The sequence below is a fragment of the Paenibacillus glucanolyticus NBRC 15330 genome, assembly GCF_004000885.1.
Lineage (GTDB): Bacteria > Bacillota > Bacilli > Paenibacillales > Paenibacillaceae > Paenibacillus_AQ > Paenibacillus_AQ glucanolyticus.
In genome coordinates this window covers 1-16,709 of record NZ_BIMC01000027.1, presented here as the reverse complement: position 1 = coordinate 16,709, position 16,709 = coordinate 1, and the positions used below count along the sequence as shown (strand labels likewise).

Sequence of the window (16,709 nt, the reverse complement as noted above, 5' to 3'; positions counted from 1 at the left end):
GTATTTGACGATATGAAAGCAATTGTGATTGATGATGAGAATCCGGCATTGGTGCACATGCAGCGGCTCATCGAACGCGATGGGCGCCTAGAGGTTGCAGGAACCTTTACCCAGGCCCAGGATGCCATAGATCAATGGCAATTGTGTATGGCGGATGTTGTATTTCTCGACATTGAAATGCCTGGACTCTGTGGACTTGAGGCAGGTGAAAGGCTTGCACAGCTTGACCCTGATGTCCATATCGTCTATGTGACGGCCTATGGTCATTATGCTCTGGAAGTATTCAAACAGAATGTACAGAATTATTTATTAAAGCCGGTAGATCCGGAACGGTTCAGCGATACGGTCACGAATCTGCTGTCGTGCAAGCATAAATGATTTCCTCTGGATTCGCAGCGTATTCGGGGAGGCGATGGGAACATTCCGTTATAATTATCTTCTTCCGGGATGCTCATGAACGAGTATGTTAAAATATCCCTATCATGATAAAGGATGGGGTTAGGTGGATAATCATAAAATTGAAGAGTTTGCGGCAAGCATTCGTTTTTCAGGAGCCGTGCTCTTAAACGATAAAGACGGCAACATCGTATGGGAAGCGGCATTCGGTTATTCCAACCGGGCTGACCGCCTGCCTAATCAGGTGGGCACAAGATTTGGCATAGCCTCAGGCTGCAAGCTGTTTACCGCTATTGCCATTTGTCAGCTAATAGAAGAGGGCAAGCTGTCCCTGGACAGCAAGCTGAGCGAATGCTTGGATATTCCGCTGCCAGATTTCAGCGAGGAGATTACGGTTCATCATTTGCTGAGTCATAGCTCGGGTATTCCGGATTATTATGACGAAGAGGTCATGGATGACTTTGAGGATCTGTGGAAGGCCGTACCGATGTATACTTTTCGGAACGGAACGGATTTTCTTCCATTGTTCCAGAATGAGGGCATGAAATTTCAGCCGGGCGAGAGATTTCATTATAACAATGCAGGGTTTGTGGTGCTCGGCCTGATCGTTGAGCAGCATGCGGGCATGCCATTCCAGGATTATATCGAGCAACGTATTTTCCAGCCGTGCGAGATGCTGGATTCGGGGTATTTCTCGCTGGACCGCCTGCCTGCGAATACCGCTATAGGGTATATCGATGAGAAGGACGGTACGTGGAGAACGAATCAGTATGCTATTCCGGTTCAAGGTTATGCCGATGGAGGAGCATATGTGACAGCTCCGGACATGATGAAGTTATGGAGTTCGCTGCTGGCAAACAAACTGCTCGCTCCATCCATGACAAGGCAGCTGCTCATTCCGCATCAATATGATCCGGGCAGTGGCTTGCATTACGGGCTTGGCGTGTGGATCACCAAGAAGGATGAGGACCTGTTCAAATACCATGTGATGGGATACGACCCAGGTGTGAATTTTCGGTCTGCCTATTATCCAGGCACAGGTCATACCCTGGTGGTCACGTCCAATGGCAGTGGCGGAGCCTTTGAAATGATGAGGTTGATTGAGGAAGAACTCTCGAAGGGATCCAGCAGTACATAAAAACAGCCCCGCGCTTTGAATAGGCCAGGGGCTGTTATGCGGTTGAGTCCTTTGATGAACCTGCAGCTGGATTGATTTACAACCCGGCTTTAAAGTATCGGTTCGCCGCCGGTTTGAACATAAAGACGAGAGCGGAAATAACAGCGATGATATGAAGGACTCGGCTGGATGCAAACAGTATAGAAATATTGTCTGCATGAGCGAAGGCCTCCCACAGTGAATTTCCTGACATAAGCCATTGGATGGGGTCAATGGTTAAGGAGAGGAGGCCAATCCCGCCTAATAGCAGGGCCAATGCGATGCGCGCCCAATTTTTTCCTCGAAGCATTCTGAACATGATGTAGACAAGGGCAGCGAATAACATGGATCGTGTGGCTACATGAATGAGAATACCGCCGATTTCAGATCCTGCATGGGTGGAAATATAGTCGATGACCGCTACCGTCATCTCGAATATGCCTGCACCGATGGCAATCATCCATAACAGAAAGGACTGGAATACCTCATGGGGAACAGCATCCTTCTTCATGTGAATTATCATTCCTCTCCAGAGTGACTGATCTAATATACGCGCTGTTATGTGAATTGGGACTACGAGATAGTACGTCTAGCCGTAAACCACCAGCCACCTGCAAGGAGAACAAGTGATATGAGCAGCGTGAGTCCGAATCCCTGCAGAAGTGAATCGTTAAACAGAAGGGCCTGCAAGCCATCGGCCAGTGTATGCCGGAGGGAAGGGATGGATGTAAAGATCGGTATTGCTGCTATGAACACCACCCAAACTACCCAGCCCAGAACGTGACGGAGGCCGGAGAACAGCAGATTCAGCAATGAAATAAGAAGCAGATAGGCGCCAAATTGATAGACAAACATGCCAACGATACCGAATTGGCTCCACCCGAATATCTCGAGGATGTTAAAGGTGTTTTCGTAGTTTCGTATAAAGCCGATTTCGATTTGAAGCCAGATGATATTAAGCATGGCAAAGATGGCAGACCATAGGGCGTAAACAAGGAGCATGCCAGCATAATATTCTTTTCGTGTAGCTCCTAAATTCATCACCCGTCTGAATAAGCCTGCTGGCAGCACACTGCCTATGAATAACAGGAACACGGTGAGAAGATTGGCCGCCGACACTTGCTTATTCTCACCATTATCTCCAAGAGACAGGCTTACGATAACATTTGCAAGAATACTAATGGCAATAGTGCCAAGAATCGACCAGAGATAAGGTCGAAGCTGCAGAAATGAAGCTCTCATGAGCACAGTGGACTTATTCAATGATCTGACCTCCTTCTATTAAATAGGAGAAAAACTTTTGCAGCGGCAAGCCGTCAATGACAATCCCGAGTTTGTTGGCTTGCATGCGGTCAGCCTCATGGATAGTCCCGTATATAGCCGTTATGGAGCCCTTGCCATAAGATTCTTTATAGATCACATGCCGCTTCTTCGTAAATTGCTCCATTTGCTCCTGATTCCCTGTCAACAGATGGGAGTTAGCGCGGATGTGATCGACATCGTCATGCAGTAAAATGGAGCCGGAATCCATAATGTAGACCCTCTCAACGACAGTAGCAATCTCATCGATCAGATGGGTCGAGAGGAGGATGGTCCGGGGATGATTGGCATAATCCTCAACCAGAACGCGATAAAATTTTTCTCGCATAAGCACATCCAGTCCAAGCACCGGTTCATCAAAATACCGTAATGGGTGCGCGGCTGGCAAGGCCGATAATATTTCCAACCAGGGATTCCATGCCCCGTGAGAGCTGACGGATTTTTTGGTCAGGGTTCAGCTTGAATGTCTTCAGCAGGCTCTGGGCATAGTACCAGTTCCAATTCTCATGAAAGGCTGATGCAAGTCGCAATACTTCAATAACCTTTGCTCCGCCGAAGAATAAATTTTTCTCTCTTACATAACAGATGCCCCTCGGGGTTTCTCCCCGTTTCAGCGTTGCGCCCGAGATCTGGATGCTGCCATAGTCGGGAAAGGCTCCGCCGGTCATCATGTTGAGCAGCGTGGTCTTTCCGGCACCGTTCGGGCCAAGGAGACCGTAGATGGTATTCTCCTCTAAATGCAGTTCCAAATTTCGGACTGCCTCCGTACTCCCGTAACGCTTGCCCAGGTTGGAGCATGTAAGTAATGCGCCCATTTTGCTCATCTCCTATTCCTCTGTTTGATCATTTCAATAACATCCTCGGTGGTCAGCTCAAGCTTTTCCGCTTCGTCCAGCAGTTTCAATACAAGCTCGTTGTAGAATCGATCCTGCCGTTTCGTTAATATGATGGATTTGGCATCCGCTGCAACAAACATGCCCAGCCCCCTTTTCTTATACAAAATTCCTTCATTGACAAGCAGGGCAATGCCTTTTACAGCTGTGGCGGGATTGACCTGAAAAGTACTCGCGAACTGCGACATCGAGATAATCTGATCATCTGTTTGGTAAGTCCCGTTTAATATGTCATCTTCAATCATGTCTGCAATTTGCTGAAAAATCGGCTGCCCTTCGTCAAACATCGAATTCATGATATCACCCTGTCGGTATGTTAGTCTTGTAACATACTATAATATCAGATGGAAGGATGTGTCAACTAAAAAAAGAAAAAACAGACCATAATGGGCCTGTTTGTACTGTGAATCTCAAAAAACCCCCGTCTTATAAAGACGAGGGTACAAACTTTATCAAAGCAGCCAAGACGCTATATCCAGCCCTTCTCTTCCGCCATCGTGATGGCCTCAATCCGGTTCTTGGCATTCAGCTTGCTTAATATTTCGGACATGTAGTTGCGGACGGTCCCGTAGGACAAGTGCAGCTTCGAGGCGATATCATTAGAGCTGTTTCCGTCTGCAGCCAGCCGCAGCACCTCCCGTTCGCGTTCGGTTAACGGATTGGCACCTGCGCTTGATAACGTCCCGAAGACCAGCTCAGGGGAAACCTCCCGCCGCCCCTCCATCACCCGGCGGATGGCTTCTGCCAGTCGCTCACTGGGTTCATCCTTCAGCAAATATCCCTGAACCCCCGCCTGTACGGCCCGCTCAAAATAACCGGGTCTTGCAAACGTGGTCAGAATGATCACCCGGCTTGAATAACCGCGCTGCTTCACTTCCTCCGCCACTTCAAGGCCGCTGCGCACGGGCATTTCGATATCCAGCAGACATACATCGGGTTTGTGCACTGCAATCAGAGATAGTGCTTCAGCACCGTCGCCCGCTTGGCCAATCACTTCAATATCGTCTTCGAAGTCAAGCAAAGAAGCCAGAGCGCCGCGAAGCATTCGCTGATCCTCGGCTATCAGTACTTTGATGCTCATGGGATGTGTCCTCCTTCCGGTTCTTGATGACAATGGGAACGCGTATGTTTAATATCGTGCCTTGTTGTTCGGAGCTCGCTTCGACGGTACCCCCAATGAGGGCCAGCCTCTCGGCCATGCCCTTCAGGCCATTGCTGTCCGAAGCGGGGCTGCCCTGTTCCTTGTCTGCAAGACCGATCCCGTTGTCAGCCACCATAATACGCCATTCATTGTTCAGCGATTCGATAACGATCCGGCACTGGCTTGCCTGACTGTGCTTGACCACATTGGTTACCGCCTCCCGCAAGCAGAGGCTAAGGATATTGTGAGCGAGGTCGGATATTCCCTCCAGCTTCGGATTGCCCGTGCAGATCAGCTGGATATCTGCGCTCTCCAGTATGATCCGGGCCTCCTGTAGTTCCTCGGGCAGGGTAGCGGTTCGCATATCGGATACCAGCTCACGGACTTGACGCAGCGCGGCACGCGAGGTGTTCTGAATCTCCCTGGCTTCGAGCTGGGCCTTCCCGGGATCCTTTACGACGAGTTTCTCCACAAGCTGACTTTTCAATGTGATAAGTGACAGCGTATGCCCTAGCGTATCGTGGAGATCTCTCGCGATGCGCATTCGCTCCTCGCCCTTAATCAGGTTGCGAATCTGCTCGTTTGCTTGCGCGAGCTCCTGCTCCAGCCTCTGCCGCCTGCTCAGGGAACGGAATCCTGTCGGAGATATGAGCATGATCAGGAAGAACGGCAGCATGATCATAAAATCCATCGGGGCCATGGTTCGGACATGAAGGGCAAGCGGAATCGCCTCGACGATGAAGAACAGAATCATGGCCTGCGTGAATTTACGATGATCGGCATACCAGCCGATGAAATTAGCCGTGAAGAAGCCCATATACATATAGGTTGGATGATACCAGACAGACAGGATGAAGATAATGGACATCTGGAGGACGAGCCAGTACATGAATTGCTTTTTGCCCTCCAGAAAATAAAGCTGGCGGTATGTGACAAGAAACAACGCCAGCAGCGGAAATCCTATCCATTGCCTTAAGGCATCCGCCTGGAACATGTTAAAGAACGGCATTAGCATATAGATGAGCCACATATATGGAAAGAATCCCATATGACGCGGAAATATTTCAAACCGGAAGCGTTTCATCCCATCACCTTATCCTTCAGTCGGCTTGTTGTTTTTTACGGATATAGGTGGATATTACCATAAATACAGCCAAATAAGCTGCTAAAATAATGAAATTATCCAGCCCCGGCGCTTCTCCGCGCACGATTGACCAGGCACCGCCGCCAAAATGGTAGGACGGCATCCATTTGCCAATGGCTTGCATGATGGAAGGCATTGCATCGATTGGGAACCACATCCCGCCCGTAATAGCAAGCCCCAAGTAGATGCCGTTGCTGACGCCGCTTGCCGTATCCACGCGTTTCATGGAGCCAATCAAGGTGCCGATAGCTAGGAATGGAACGGACGCGATCAGAATCCAGAGACCGCTGAGCACCCACTGCCAGAAGGAGAGGGACACCCCGTTCATCAGGTAACCGGCAACAAAAATTACGACGATGCAAAGCAGATGCATGACGGTTTGCACAAACATTTTACCGAAGAAATATACGCTGCCGGGAAGCGGCGTCACCCGCATGTAGATGGCCCAGCCCTGAACTCTCTCCTGAACGAGGCGAATGCCGAGTGACATGATAGCGGTGCCCATGACACTGAAGGATGCCATGGACATGAGATAATGCGCCTGCCATTGTCCGGCATCGTCCGCTCCCGTATTGACCACCCGGGTGAAGATGAAATAGAACAGTATGGGCATCGCAAGCGACCAGAAAATATAATACGGATTACGTACCATGCGCAGCAGCTCCATTCGGCACTGCAAGATAATCAGTTTCCAGGTTGTCATGTTTATACGGCCTCCTCTTGACTCGTCGTTAATTGGTCGAAGGCTTCGTCCAGGCTTCCCTGATCGATGCGCATATCGCGCACGGCAAGCCCCGTGCGGAACAGAGCCGCAAGCGCTGTGTCCGTATCGTCGGTGACGGCGTGCAGCCTGCCGTCTTGCTCATATACATCCGTTACACCCGGCACCTCATGAAGCAGCTCCTTGACCTGCCGGTGGTCCGCATCCACGATAAAGGATACCGAGCGGCGGGTCAGCTTGGATTTGATGGCTTCCGGCGTACCGTCTGCAACCACCTGACCTTGATGGAACAGCAGAATCCGGTCAGCCATATCGTCTGCCTCTTGCAGATAATGGGTGGTGAACAGAATGGTCTTGCCCTGGCTCGCGAGCTTGCGCACCGTCTGCCAGAATAACCGGCGTGCCGATGTATCCAGCCCGACGGTAGGCTCATCGAAGAATAGCAGCTCGGGATTGCCAGCAATGGCCAGCGCAAAGCTGAGCTTGCGCTTCTGGCCGCCGGACATTTTGACGGCCCATTTGTTAAGCTCCTCGGATGTGAGCCCGCTAAGTAAGGCGATGTCTTGCAGCGACAGCGGATTGGGATAATAGCCGCGAATGAGATTAATGATCTCACGCGTGCGGAGTCCGTCCATAACGCTGACCTCCTGGAGCATGGCGCCGAGCCTCTCTCGAACCTTGAGGTCCTTCGGGCTTCGGCCGAACAGGAGAACTTCACCTTCGCTCGCGTCTTTCAGTCCGAGCATCATGGAAATAGCGGTAGATTTCCCTGCTCCGTTGGGCCCGAGAATCGCGGTGACGGATCCTTTTTCTATAGCAAATGACACTTGGTTGACGGCTTTTTTGCTTCCGAACATCTTGGTAACCTTCCGCAGTTCTGCAACTGGCTCACCGATGAATTCTGGCATGGTATCGCACCCTCTCGTATCGAAATGATCTGAATTCATCATACGAAAGAGAAGAAACACCCGTTAGTACAGGATGTCATCACTTCGAAGTGACTTTTGTCATGTTGGTTTCGACCTAAGGTGAGAGGAAGTAGGATTATGAACAAATGAGGGCGATTTGGAGGAGGTTTGTATCCGCTTACATATGCGTGAATAAAGGCTTGCTTCCGGTTTTCCATCCCTTGGTCTTCTCTTGACCGGAGCAGTGCCTTCAATTATAGTGGGTACAGTAGGAGCAATCTATAATATAGAAGGAAAAAGGTGGCTTGAAACATGTCTGAGAACATCTACGTCGGTGTCGATCTAGGCGGTACAGCGATTAAAGTTGGAATATGCAATGAAGAAGGGCATCTTCTGCAGAAGTATGAGGGACCGACGGAAACAGCCAAAGGCGTTGACACGGTTATTGACAACATTGAGAAATATGTGCGTCACATCGTAGAGGAATCGCCATACAGCTGGGATCAACTTGCTGGTGTTGGAGCTGGATTCGCCGGCTTTACGAATATACGTGAAGGCATTATCATTCTGGCACCGAATGTAGGATTTAAAGATGTACCGATTCGCGCACTGCTTGAAGAGCGTCTCGGCAAGCCTGTCAAAATAGACAACGACGCCAACGTGGCTGCACTGGGCGAAGCCTGGAGCGGTGCAGGTCGCGGCGTTGAGAACTGCGTATGCTACACGCTTGGAACCGGCGTGGGCGGCGGCATAATTGTAAACGGCAAGATTTATCAAGGCTTCGGCGGCATGGCTGGCGAGCTTGGTCACATCTCGGTGGTGCCGGATTTGGAAGCGATTCAATGCGGATGCGGCGAAATGGGCTGTCTGGAGACGGTTTCTTCGGCAACGGGTATCATCCGTATGGCGAAGGATGCTGTCGAGCGCGGTGACCGAACTTCCCTTGCGCATGTTGAGAACATTGCAGCGAAGGAAGTGTTTGATGCTGCAAAAGCGGGCGATGAAGTTGCCATTCGCATCGTAAATCGTGCAGCATACTACCTGGGCAAATCGATGGCTGCTGTTGCCGCCGTATTGAACCCGGAAGCCTTTATTATTGGCGGCGGCGTATCCAATGCCGGCGACATTCTGTTCAATGAGGTTCGCACGGTATTCGCGAAGCTGACACCGGAACCGCTGCAGCGCGGCGTACGCATCGTTCCCGCTGAGCTTGGCAACGATGCCGGTGTTGTTGGAGCTGCCGGTCTGCATTTACGTTCGTAGTATTCATTCACCATACATCGTCTGATTTAAACTCATGAGGGAGGGAAAGCTGATGCTGGAAGCAGCCAACCGCGGCAGCAACACATCATCCATGGCCACCCTGATCATCATCACGGGGATGTCGGGAGCAGGTAAGACCTTGGCCGTACAAAGTCTGGAGGATCTTGGATTCTTTTGCGTTGATAACCTGCCCCCGGTGCTCATTCCTAAATTCGCGGAGCTGATCGATCAATCGAAGGGTAAGATCGGCAAGGTTGCATTGGTCATCGACCTGCGTGGCCGCGAGTTTTTTACCGCTTTATCGGAGTCTCTGAACTACATTAAGGATCATTTCACTATTCATTGTGAAATTCTGTTCCTGGATGCCACGGATTCCGTGCTCGTTCAGCGCTACAAGGAGAGTCGCCGTCGCCATCCGCTCGCTCCGGAAGGCATGCCGCTTGACGGTATCCGGTTGGAGCGCAAAATGCTGGATGAGCTGAAGAACTCAGCTACCCAGGTGATTGATACCAGCAACATGAAGCCTGTCCGCTTGAAGGAGAAGATTATTTCACGCTTTACGCATCTGGAGAGCAGCACGCTATCGGTTAATATCACATCCTTTGGATTCAAATATGGCATTCCGATCGATGCCGATCTGGTGTTTGATGTTCGTTTTCTGCCCAATCCCCATTATGTTGAGCAATTGCGGCCAAACACAGGTCAAAACAGTGATGTGTATGAATATGTAATGAAGTGGCCGGAGACGCAAGCTTTTCTGACCAAACTGCTGGATATGCTGCATTTCTTGATCCCTCAGTATCGGAAGGAAGGCAAGAGTCAGGTTATTATCGGCATTGGCTGTACCGGTGGGAAGCACCGTTCCGTGGCAATTGCTGAATACCTTGGCAAAATGCTCGGGGTCAGCGAAACGGAGACGGTATCGGTGAGCCACCGCGATTCTGATCGGGATCGGCATTAATTAAGGGAAGTGATAAATGTGGCTGTGCAAGCTAGAAAGCGCCCCCGCATTGTTGTGATGGGTGGAGGAACCGGGCTGTCCGTCATGCTTCGGGGACTCAAGGAGAAGCCGCTCGATATTACGGCCATCGTAACAGTCGCTGATGATGGAGGAAGCTCCGGCATACTGCGCAGCGAGTTACAGATGCCGCCTCCGGGAGATATCCGTAACGTACTTACAGCACTCGCTGACGTGGAGCCGCTGTTGTCCGATATATTGAAATACCGTTTCAAAACAGGCTCGGGACTGGCCGGGCACAGCCTCGGCAATCTAATCCTGGCTGCCATGACGGATTTGCACGGAGATTTTGTCACGGCAGTCAAGGAGATGAGCCGGGTTTTTGTTGTTCGTGGACAGGTGCTCCCCGCAGCGGGTGAAGCCGTGATTCTGCATGCGGAGATGGAGGATGGCACCATTGTGACGGGTGAATCCAAAATCCCGGAGGCCGGGGGTCGCATTAAGCGGATATCCCTGGAGCCTGAGCATGTCGAGCCGCTGCCGGAGGCATTGGAGGCGATTCAACAGGCCGATGCCATTCTGATCGGCCCGGGAAGTCTGTATACCAGTATTTTGCCCAATTTGCTTGTTCCCAAGCTTGCAGAAGCCATTGTATCGTCCGAAGCCATCAAAATGTTTGTGTGCAATGTGATGACGCAGCCGGGAGAGACGGATAATTATACGGTGAGCGACCACTTGCAGGCCGTTTATGACCATATTGGTCTTCATCTGTTCGATTATGTTATTGTAAATGATGGAGAAATCCCGCCTCAGGTTCAGGATAAGTATGCCCAGAAGGGTGCAAAGCCCGTGGTACTGGATCGTGACGAGGTGACCAGCCGAGGATATAAACTCATTGCAGATAAGCTTGTGCTATTTAGAACATACTTAAGGCATGATGCTGACAAGCTGAGCAACCATATTTTTCAGCTGGTGCAGGATTGGACTACACGAAAGGGGTGAATACCTTGTCCTTTGCGGCACAGACGAAGAAAGAACTGACGATGGTCGAAAGCCAGAACTGCTGTGAAAATGCCGAGCTGTCCGCGCTCATTCGGATGAACGGTTCTGTTCAGCTTTCGAACAAAAAGGTAATCCTGGATATTTCAACGGAAAATGCCGCGATTGCAAGACGTATTTATTCCTTAATTAAGAAGCATTTCCAGGCGCATACTGAACTTTTGGTGCGTAAAAAAATGCGTTTGAAGAAGAATAACGTATATATCGTTCGTATTCCCGCCCAGGTTCAGGAGATCCTCAAAGAACTGCGCATTGTATCCGAAGGCTTTCTGTTTCAGTCCCGCATTGATGAGCAGATCGTTCGTAAAAACTGTTGTAAGCGGGCATATCTTCGTGGTGCCTTTATGGCAGGCGGGTCCGTGAACAATCCGGAGGGATCTTCGTACCATCTGGAAATTGCCTCGATGTATGAAGAGCATTGTCAGTCCCTGGTGGATCTGGCGAATGAGTTTCATCTGAATGCACGCTGCATCGAACGGAAGAAAGGTTTTATCTTCTACATTAAGGAAGGCGAGAAAATCATCGAATTTCTGAATCTGATCGGTGCCCATCAGGCGCTGTTCAAGTTTGAGGATGTCCGGATTATGCGGGATATGCGTAACTCGGTCAACCGGATTGTCAACTGCGAGACCGCCAACCTGAACAAAACGATAGGCGCTGCCGTTCGTCAGATTGAGAACATCAAGCTGCTCCAAAGGGAATTGGGCCTTGAAAACTTGCCTGATAAACTGCGGGAAGTGGCCGAAATCAGGCTGGCTCATCCGGATATGAATCTGAAGGAAGTCGGAGAGCTTCTCAAAGGAACCGTCAGCAAATCAGGGGTAAATCACCGTCTGCGCAAAATCGATGAAATGGCCGAAAAGATTCGGAATGCATAAGATTTTTTTCTTCTAGTGTCCTGTATGGTAAAATGGTATAATATTATAAAATGTCAATCGCGCTTTCAATGCAGCAGATTTATTAGATAGGGGGTAATTTTCATGACAAAGCACCCGGTAGTCGTTCGGTTAAAGACGGGTCTTCACGCCAGACCGGCCGCGCTGTTCGTTCAGGAAGCGAATAAATACTCATCCGAAATTTTTGTTGAAAAAGATGATAAAAAAGTAAATGCCAAAAGTATCATGGGAATTATGAGCCTTGCGATCAGCTCAGGTACCGAAGTTTACATTAGTGCTGAGGGAGCTGACGCTGAGCAAGCGGTTACGTCTCTCGTGAACTTGGTGAGCAAAGAGGAACTCGAGAATCAATAATTGCATCCGTGATTCAAGTATAAGAAAAGTCTTGTCAATGCAAGGCTTTTTTTACTATCTAGTTCATGTTGAGTCTCGTGGGATTCATAGTACATAAGAATAGATTAAGAGAAGGGGCGGGGGAATCCGCCTTTTTTTTGTTGTCTAGATCAAAGAAAGCTGTCCGTTTAACTTCCGTTTAACTTGTTGTTTTATTCTTGCCTTATAAACAATATAAAGGGATATGGGGAAGGGAAGAGAACATGATGAGTGTGACGGACAATGCTTCGACTCAGACAATACCGCAGAAAGAGATGACCGGGAGCAGGAAAGCAGGTTCCCAAGCGTTTTTTCGACTATTAAAAGAAACCAAACCACCCATGCTGCTGCTGATTGGGGCTATCCTTCTTAATGTGGTCTCGACGCTGGTCGGACTTGTCATTCCGATGTTTACCAAGAGCTTGGTGGACGGCTTCTCCTTAACGGATATGAACAGCACGCATATCATCGGCCTTGGGGTCGCGTTTATCGTGCAGACGATTGCAGCCGGGGTTTCGATTTTCCTGCTAAGTTATACGGGACAGAAGATGGTGGCTTCCCTTAGGGAAAGGCTGTGGAAGAAGCTGCTTGTGCTGCCGATCCGGTACTTTGATCATAATCGTTCGGGGGAATCGGTCAGTCGAATGACGAATGATACAGGTGTGATCAAAAGTCTCATATCGGATCACGTGGCGGGATTCTTCAGCGGGATCATCTCGATAGTCGGTTCGATAGGCGTGTTGTTATATCTTAACTGGAAAATGACACTGACGATGTTTATCGTCATACCGATCGCTGCGCTGATTCTGGTGCCGCTTGGGAAGAAGATGTATAAAATCTCGCTTGGCATGCAAGACGAGACGGCTGCGTTTACGGCGAATATAAGCCAGGTTTTGTCGGAGATTCGCTTGGTTAAAGCCTCTAACGCGGAGGATAAAGAGTTTGAGAACGGAAATAAAGGCATTACCAACCTGCTCAACTTCGGTATTAAGGAAGGCGTTGTGTCGGCCTGGATCGCACCGCTGATGTCCTTTGTGCTGATGATGCTGCTGGTGGTTGTTATTGGATATGGCGGGCTTCAGGTGTCAACAGGAGCACTCACGGCGGGCGAGCTGGTTGCATTCATTCTGTATCTGATCCAGATTGTGATGCCCATGACGCAGTTAACGACGTTTTTTACCCAGTTTCAGAAGGCCAAGGGAGCAACAGAGCGAATATTGGAAACACTGGATGCAGAGGAAGAACTCATCTCAGCCGGTGCGGAGGTCGTGAACACGAATCAGCGGGTGTCCATCGAGAATCTCTCGTTTGGTTACAAACCGGAGGAGCCGGTATTGCGCGATGTCAGCTTTCAGATGGAGCCGGGTACGGTCACAGCCGTGGTCGGTCCGAGCGGCGGAGGCAAAACGACACTGTTCTCCATGCTGGAGCGTTTCTACCTTCCGCAGAAGGGTCAGATCCGTTTAGGCAAGGCATCCATTGATACCTTCTCCTTACGTTCCTGGCGCGGGTTGATCGGGTATGTTTCACAGGAAAGCCCGATGATCGCCGGAAGCATTCGCGAAAACCTATGTTATGGGATGGACCGGGAAGTGAGCATGACCGAGATTAGAAGAGCAGCCGAGATGGCGTATGCGGACGGATTCATTGATGAGCTGCCAAACGGCTTTGATACGGATGTGGGCGAACGGGGCGTGAAGCTCTCCGGCGGGCAGCGGCAGCGGATTGCGATTGCCAGAGCACTGCTGCGAAATCCCAAGATTCTGATGCTGGATGAAGCGACCTCCAGTCTGGATAGCCGATCGGAGATTGAAGTGCAGAAGGCACTCAAGAACCTCATGGCTGGACGGACCACGATTATTATTGCGCACCGGTTATCCACGGTGGTGGGAGCCGACCAGATCATTTTCATTGAGAAGGGAACGGTAACCGGGCGGGGAACGCATGACGAATTGATCGAGCAGCATGCGCTGTATAGAGAATTTGCGGTGCAGCAGCTGCAGATGAATGAAACGATGGAGGCTTGATGGCAGCTTGAACATGCTGGGGAAGAAGGGATGACCATGGCAAAAATATTGGTAGTGGACGATGATCCGAACATCCGCGAACTCGTGAAGGTGTTTTTGGAGGAAGCGGGGATGGAGGAGGTACTCGAAGCCTCGGACGGGGTCGAAGCCCTGTCCGTGATGGATCAGGCATCAGTCGATCTGGTCGTGATGGACATCATGATGCCGAATATGGATGGATGGGAGTTATGCCGGGAGATTCGGAGGAATACGGGAATCCCGGTGCTGATGCTGACGGCAAAGGGGGAAACGAGGCAGATCGTGAAGGGCTTTGAGCTGGGGACCGACGATTACCTGGTGAAGCCTTTCGAACCAGCCGAGCTGGTTGTGCGCGTCAAAGCGCTGCTGAAGCGGTATCAGGTCGCGGCCTCCCAGACGGTGAACGTCGGGAAGCTGCAGATGAATCGCAGAACCTATGAAGTCAAGACGGCTGATGACATCTTCGCCCTGCCGCTGAAGGAGTTCGAGCTGCTCTTCAAGCTGGGAAGCTATCCGGGGAGCACGTTGACACGGGACCGGCTGATTGAGGATATATGGGGCTATGATTTTGAGGGGAACGAACGGACGCTGGACGTACACGTGAACCGGCTGCGGGAGCGGTTCCCGGAGGAGAAGTACCGGTTCAGGATTCGTACGGTGCGCGGCCTTGGCTATCGCCTGGAGGTAGGTGAGGGCTGATGAAAAAAATCCTCAAAATTTTGTGGAAAATCGTGCGGGAAATCCTTCAGACCATTTCGATCTTCGCGGTCCTGGGTGCCTCATGGACGGCAGCAACCTATGTAACAAGGTTCGTATATAACTGGACGGGAACCCCGAAGTGGGATTATGTTGTCCATCTGCTCGACCTGTTTGTGGGTGTTATCATTTTCTTTCTGTGCATGCTGATCGTGGGCATGTTCTTCAAGCACAGGCAGATTGCCATGCTGACTGCCATCACAGATGCCATGCGCCGGATATCTCAAGGGGATTTCAACGTGAAGATGGACGATCAGAAGTGGCGCGGGGAGTTTAAGATGATTGCCAGCAGCATTAACGATATGGCGGGGGAGCTGGGGCGAATGGAAAGTATGCGTCAGGATTTCATCTCCAATGTATCCCACGAAATCCAATCCCCGCTCACCTCGATTCGGGGGTTTGCCCGAGCGCTTCGCAATCCCCGCCTTACGGAGGAAAAGAGGGCTCGTTACCTGGAGATCATCGAAGGGGAGAGCCGCCGCTTGTCGCAGCTGAGCGATAATCTGCTGAAGCTGTCGTCCTTGGAGGGCGATCAGCCTGTATTCGAAAGGGCACGTTACCGTCTTGACGGCCAACTGCGTGAAGTGGTGTTGGCCAACGAACCGCAATGGCTGGCAAAGCGGATTCAGGTGGATCTGGACCTCGCCGAGGTCCAGATCGAGGCGACGGAGGATCTGCTGAATCAGGTGTGGACCAATTTGCTGCACAACAGCATCAAATTCACGCCGGAAGATGGCATAATCACGATTGTGCTGAAGGCAGATCAAGACGAAGCCGAGGTCACAATCACGGACACGGGGGTCGGGATGACGGAGTCCGATCAGCTGCACATCTTCGAACGCTTCTACAAAGCGGACAAATCGCGTAATCGCGCTGCTGGCGGCAGCGGTCTGGGATTATCGATCGTGAAGCGGATCGTCGATATCCATCAAGGGCGGATCGCTGTTCAATCCGAGCTTGGGAAGGGATCTACATTTACCGTGAAGGTGCCTTATAAGCGATCTTTGGATACAAAGTAGTGGTTGTGCGTGAAGATTGGGAATGAGGATTGGAAATGAAGATTGGATATGAAGGGTTGAATATGTTGCAAGAATAGTAAAGAGGTACAAGTAACACCAAAGCTGGTGATAGCAGTGAGAGCACTGTGCAATTGTAGGAGGGTGAGAGTGGCATAAGGTAATGTGCGTGGAGGTAAGTGGTGCTGGTATCACTTTCATCACTTACATATTGCCCACTTCATCATCACGCACACTAACGTGATGTAAGTGGTGTAAGTGGTGTAAGTGATGATGATTTGGGCAGCGATGGCGATGTAATGTTGCGAGTAACTAAGTTGTGCAAGTGAAGTAAGTCGGGAAATTATTGTAAGTAGCACAGTGGTGCAAGTAGTAATTGCAAATGATTCAGTACATCCCTGTGTGTATCCCAAGCTAACGGACCCTAATGATCTTATTGGTCGAATTCAGCTCCATATTTAGAATTAACGGACTCCAGAGACGTTATCATAGGAGTTTATCAGGAAAAAGCAGCCTTTTTGAAGGAATAAAGGATCCTGGGTCCGTTAGTTTTCTAAAAACCCCGTTTTCCCGCTAATAAGGTCCGCTGGGTCCGTTAGTTTTTCGGGTTGCAGTCATGCGTTTGATTGCCCATGCTTTAGAGCCCTAAATATTATCCAGATATC

At 50.3% G+C, this 16,709-nt stretch carries 19 protein-coding genes; 10 read left to right on the top strand and 9 right to left on the bottom strand.

From position 1 onward, the window contains the following. The first annotated feature begins 12 nt into the window (after window positions 1-12). Both PGL02S_RS25575 and PGL02S_RS25570 read left to right on the top strand, forming a co-directional pair. Window positions 13-378 (top strand): LytR/AlgR family response regulator transcription factor, encoded by a 366-nt coding sequence (locus PGL02S_RS25575; protein WP_036644235.1) that lies wholly within the window; start codon window positions 13-15, stop codon window positions 376-378. A 124-nt stretch (window positions 379-502) separates the two neighbouring features. After that, entirely contained in the window at window positions 503-1,534 is a 1,032-nt protein-coding gene (locus PGL02S_RS25570) for a serine hydrolase domain-containing protein (RefSeq protein WP_036644238.1), read from the top strand. A 76-nt stretch (window positions 1,535-1,610) separates the two neighbouring features. Here PGL02S_RS25570 and PGL02S_RS25565 read toward each other — a convergent pair whose 3' ends face one another. The 9 genes from PGL02S_RS25565 to PGL02S_RS25530 form a co-directional block, all read right to left on the bottom strand. Continuing rightward, window positions 1,611-2,063, bottom strand: a complete 453-nt coding sequence (locus PGL02S_RS25565) for a hypothetical protein (protein WP_036644241.1) — start codon at window positions 2,061-2,063, stop codon at window positions 1,611-1,613. Window positions 2,064-2,125: 62 nt separating this feature from the next. Continuing rightward, entirely contained in the window at window positions 2,126-2,815 is a 690-nt protein-coding gene (locus tag PGL02S_RS25560) for a hypothetical protein (protein WP_051449356.1), read from the bottom strand. Then, the gene (locus PGL02S_RS28950; protein ID WP_235187503.1) at window positions 2,808-3,200 is read right to left on the bottom strand and encodes an ATP-binding cassette domain-containing protein; all 393 of its coding nucleotides are present in this window, start codon (window positions 3,198-3,200) and stop codon (window positions 2,808-2,810) included. Before PGL02S_RS28950 ends, PGL02S_RS25560 begins: the two co-directional genes overlap by 8 nt. A 28-nt stretch (window positions 3,201-3,228) precedes the next feature. Beyond that, window positions 3,229-3,687: an ATP-binding cassette domain-containing protein gene (locus PGL02S_RS28945; RefSeq protein WP_235187504.1), complete on the bottom strand. Its 459-nt coding sequence runs from the start codon at window positions 3,685-3,687 to the stop codon at window positions 3,229-3,231. A gap of 5 nt (window positions 3,688-3,692) precedes the next feature. Continuing rightward, the gene (locus PGL02S_RS25550) at window positions 3,693-4,061 is read right to left on the bottom strand and encodes a GntR family transcriptional regulator (RefSeq protein WP_006207562.1); all 369 of its coding nucleotides are present in this window, start codon (window positions 4,059-4,061) and stop codon (window positions 3,693-3,695) included. Between the two features lie 173 nt (window positions 4,062-4,234). Further along, complete coding sequence (locus PGL02S_RS25545) at window positions 4,235-4,846, bottom strand: response regulator transcription factor (RefSeq protein WP_036644244.1); 612 nt, start codon at window positions 4,844-4,846, stop codon at window positions 4,235-4,237. Continuing rightward, entirely contained in the window at window positions 4,779-5,990 is a 1,212-nt protein-coding gene (locus PGL02S_RS25540) for a sensor histidine kinase (RefSeq protein ID WP_006207563.1), read from the bottom strand. The genes PGL02S_RS25545 and PGL02S_RS25540 overlap by 68 nt, the downstream gene beginning before the upstream one ends. A gap of 16 nt (window positions 5,991-6,006) precedes the next feature. Next, complete coding sequence (locus tag PGL02S_RS25535; RefSeq protein ID WP_036644247.1) at window positions 6,007-6,753, bottom strand: ABC transporter permease; 747 nt, start codon at window positions 6,751-6,753, stop codon at window positions 6,007-6,009. Between the two features lie 2 nt (window positions 6,754-6,755). After that, window positions 6,756-7,679 carry an ABC transporter ATP-binding protein gene (locus tag PGL02S_RS25530; RefSeq protein WP_036644249.1) on the bottom strand — a complete coding sequence of 308 codons (924 nt, stop codon included), beginning with the start codon at window positions 7,677-7,679 and terminating at the stop codon, window positions 6,756-6,758. 312 nt (window positions 7,680-7,991) lie between these two features. On the opposite strand from PGL02S_RS25530, the gene PGL02S_RS25525 reads away from it, so the two are divergent. The 8 genes from PGL02S_RS25525 (at window position 7,992) to PGL02S_RS25490 (ending at window position 16,047) form a co-directional block, all read left to right on the top strand. Further along, window positions 7,992-8,942: an ROK family glucokinase gene (locus PGL02S_RS25525; RefSeq protein ID WP_036644252.1), complete on the top strand. Its 951-nt coding sequence runs from the start codon at window positions 7,992-7,994 to the stop codon at window positions 8,940-8,942. 52 nt (window positions 8,943-8,994) lie between these two features. Then, window positions 8,995-9,903 carry an RNase adapter RapZ gene (gene rapZ / locus PGL02S_RS25520; RefSeq protein ID WP_006207567.1) on the top strand — a complete coding sequence of 303 codons (909 nt, stop codon included), beginning with the start codon at window positions 8,995-8,997 and terminating at the stop codon, window positions 9,901-9,903. A 57-nt stretch (window positions 9,904-9,960) separates the two neighbouring features. Further along, entirely contained in the window at window positions 9,961-10,902 is a 942-nt protein-coding gene (locus PGL02S_RS25515; protein WP_152825128.1) for a gluconeogenesis factor YvcK family protein, read from the top strand. A 5-nt stretch (window positions 10,903-10,907) separates the two neighbouring features. Then, window positions 10,908-11,837 (top strand): DNA-binding protein WhiA, encoded by a 930-nt coding sequence (gene whiA / locus PGL02S_RS25510; protein WP_036644254.1) that lies wholly within the window; start codon window positions 10,908-10,910, stop codon window positions 11,835-11,837. A gap of 102 nt (window positions 11,838-11,939) precedes the next feature. Continuing rightward, complete coding sequence (locus tag PGL02S_RS25505; protein ID WP_006207570.1) at window positions 11,940-12,209, top strand: HPr family phosphocarrier protein; 270 nt, start codon at window positions 11,940-11,942, stop codon at window positions 12,207-12,209. Between the two features lie 293 nt (window positions 12,210-12,502). Continuing rightward, window positions 12,503-14,254, top strand: coding sequence for an ABC transporter ATP-binding protein (locus PGL02S_RS25500; protein WP_051449362.1), 1,752 nt, complete (start codon window positions 12,503-12,505; stop codon window positions 14,252-14,254). 36 nt (window positions 14,255-14,290) lie between these two features. Further along, on the top strand, window positions 14,291-14,971 hold the full coding sequence (locus PGL02S_RS25495; RefSeq protein ID WP_036644256.1) for a response regulator transcription factor: 681 nt from the start codon (window positions 14,291-14,293) through the stop codon (window positions 14,969-14,971). Further along, entirely contained in the window at window positions 14,971-16,047 is a 1,077-nt protein-coding gene (locus PGL02S_RS25490; RefSeq protein ID WP_036644259.1) for a HAMP domain-containing sensor histidine kinase, read from the top strand. Before PGL02S_RS25495 ends, PGL02S_RS25490 begins: the two co-directional genes overlap by 1 nt. Window positions 16,048-16,709: the final 662 nt, after the last annotated feature.